This is a genomic window from Endozoicomonas atrinae (assembly GCF_001647025.1).
In the GTDB taxonomy this organism is placed as follows: Bacteria; Pseudomonadota; Gammaproteobacteria; order Pseudomonadales; family Endozoicomonadaceae; genus Endozoicomonas; species Endozoicomonas atrinae.
Window position 1 is genome coordinate 1 of sequence record NZ_LUKQ02000516.1, and the last position, 1,748, is coordinate 1,748.

A 1,748-nucleotide genomic window follows, 5' to 3' on the forward strand; every position below is an offset into this window, starting at 1 on the left:
GATCATCCTGAGTTTTAATCTGACTGGCTATTTGATCTACCAGTTTTTCGTTGATTTCAACGCTCATTGTTATTCTCCATTTTGGAGTATTAACGACAAGCGTTTACACAATTTAAATTACATTCCCCAAAAAAATTTAATCCATGCCCCCCTCATCAGAAAAAAGAAATCTGAACTGATGCCAATATTGCCTTCTTTATATAAGGGCTCACTCAGGGCATAAAATTTATTCTTTCAAAGGGAGTGGCCATCCGCCAACCGTTCCCAGCCCCTGATAAATAAGAGTTAGAGAATCAGCTCCCATCCCCCTATCCGTGGCCAAGCCCTCTCTACGAGCTCCTGAAATATAAATTGATACCGTTACAGCCCTCAGACAAGTCATATTCAGACAACAGAGGCGGACAAAATGTCGACCATCAACTATGTTGAAGTATCTTGTTTAGTATGCATGCAACAACATCGTTGACTGTGAGTCTTGGCTGCCTCTTGGGCTCACGGTGTTTTGGAGCTATCAATATGTCTGATTACACCGAGCTGATGGGTGAGCTGCTGGAACTTGGCGTAAATGCAAACCCGGCGTTTCCATTTACAGCCTGCATCCTTGACTCCTCGGGGCAAATACTGATTACCGCCTGTAATGCCTGCCATATCAGCCCTCTTTATACCGCTGAAGGGCTTGCTCTTCATCTGTTAGCCAGTGAGTTCGACTGCCAGCAGAAACAATCATTGACCCTGATCACCACCTCTGAGCCCGATGACCTAAGCCTGATGGCTATCTACTGGGCCCGCTGCCGGGGAATTCATATTGATGAAATCATCTATGGTATTTCCCGGACTGAATTGAAAAAAATCTGGCCTGCTGATCCAAGCCAGGGGCTGGATGTCAACCTCAAACGTTTTCCAGAAGAATTCAGCAGCAGCATCAGCATTCATGGGCTGGTACTGGCAGATGAATGCTTTGACGCCTTTGAAGAAGGTAAAGCCATGTTTGATCGGGGTGATGATCCTGTGAGAAGCATGGATATCGACCAGTACTGGATGACTGGCGACTGGTTAATTGATGACTGGGAAGAGGACGTTGAATAATTTTTGTGCCATAACCTAAAAAAGGTATTTACCTGTAAATCAGTAAATACCTTTTTTCAGCCAGTTACAGAACCCACTCCGAGTGAAATCTTATGTGATCCTCAATAAACGTTGTAATAAAATAATACGAGTGATCATATCCCTCCTGCATCCTTATAGTCATTGAATATCCCGCATCTTCAACAGCTTTTCTTAATGCTTCCGGTTTCAGCTGCTCATGTAAAAAAGTATCTTCACTACCTTGGTCCACCAGTGTGGGAACCACTTCAGATACTTGATTCAACAGCTCGCAGGCATCGTAAGCTTTCCATAGTTCACGATCAGCCCCCAGATAGTTTATAAAAGCCTTCTGCCCCCAGGGCGAATTAACGGGATTACAAATCGGACTGAAAGCAGAGACCGATGAGTAACGATCAGGATTTCTCAAAGCCACCACAAGCGCACCATGTCCTCCCATGGAATGACCAGCAACACTCCGTCTATCATTTACCGGAAAGTGTTGTTCAATGAGGTCTGGCAGCTCAGAGACCACATAATACCAATCGCATTTTCTAAATCCTTAAGCTGCCGCCAACTATGCTTAGGCATCATTACCATGCATTATCTAGAACAGATGTCTCGTCGACCACAGCTACCCGAAGGTTTTAATGATGTTGATTTTC

The 1,748-nt window shown here is 44.5% G+C and carries 4 protein-coding genes; 3 read left to right on the forward strand and 1 reads right to left on the reverse strand.

Features of this window, described 5'->3' with window-relative positions; genetic code table 11:
• Together AK963_RS36205 and AK963_RS28585 are read left to right on the forward strand one after the other, a co-directional pair.
• A partial coding sequence (locus tag AK963_RS36205) for a hypothetical protein (protein ID WP_238593883.1) occupies nucleotides 1-223 on the forward strand: 223 nt, incomplete at its 5' end.
• A gap of 293 nt (nucleotides 224-516) precedes the next feature.
• The gene (locus AK963_RS28585) at nucleotides 517-1,086 is read left to right on the forward strand and encodes a cytidine/deoxycytidylate deaminase family protein (protein ID WP_066018674.1); all 570 of its coding nucleotides are present in this window, start codon (nucleotides 517-519) and stop codon (nucleotides 1,084-1,086) included.
• A 64-nt stretch (nucleotides 1,087-1,150) separates the two neighbouring features.
• On the opposite strand, the gene AK963_RS28590 is transcribed toward AK963_RS28585, so the two are convergent.
• Nucleotides 1,151-1,618, reverse strand: coding sequence for an alpha/beta hydrolase-fold protein (locus tag AK963_RS28590; RefSeq protein WP_238593884.1), 468 nt, complete (start codon nucleotides 1,616-1,618; stop codon nucleotides 1,151-1,153).
• Here AK963_RS28590 and AK963_RS36210 point away from each other — a divergent pair.
• Nucleotides 1,547-1,748 (forward strand): hypothetical protein (locus tag AK963_RS36210; protein ID WP_139117757.1); only part of this gene is annotated, 202 nt, incomplete at its 3' end. The two genes, AK963_RS28590 and AK963_RS36210, sit on opposite strands and share 72 nt — an antisense overlap.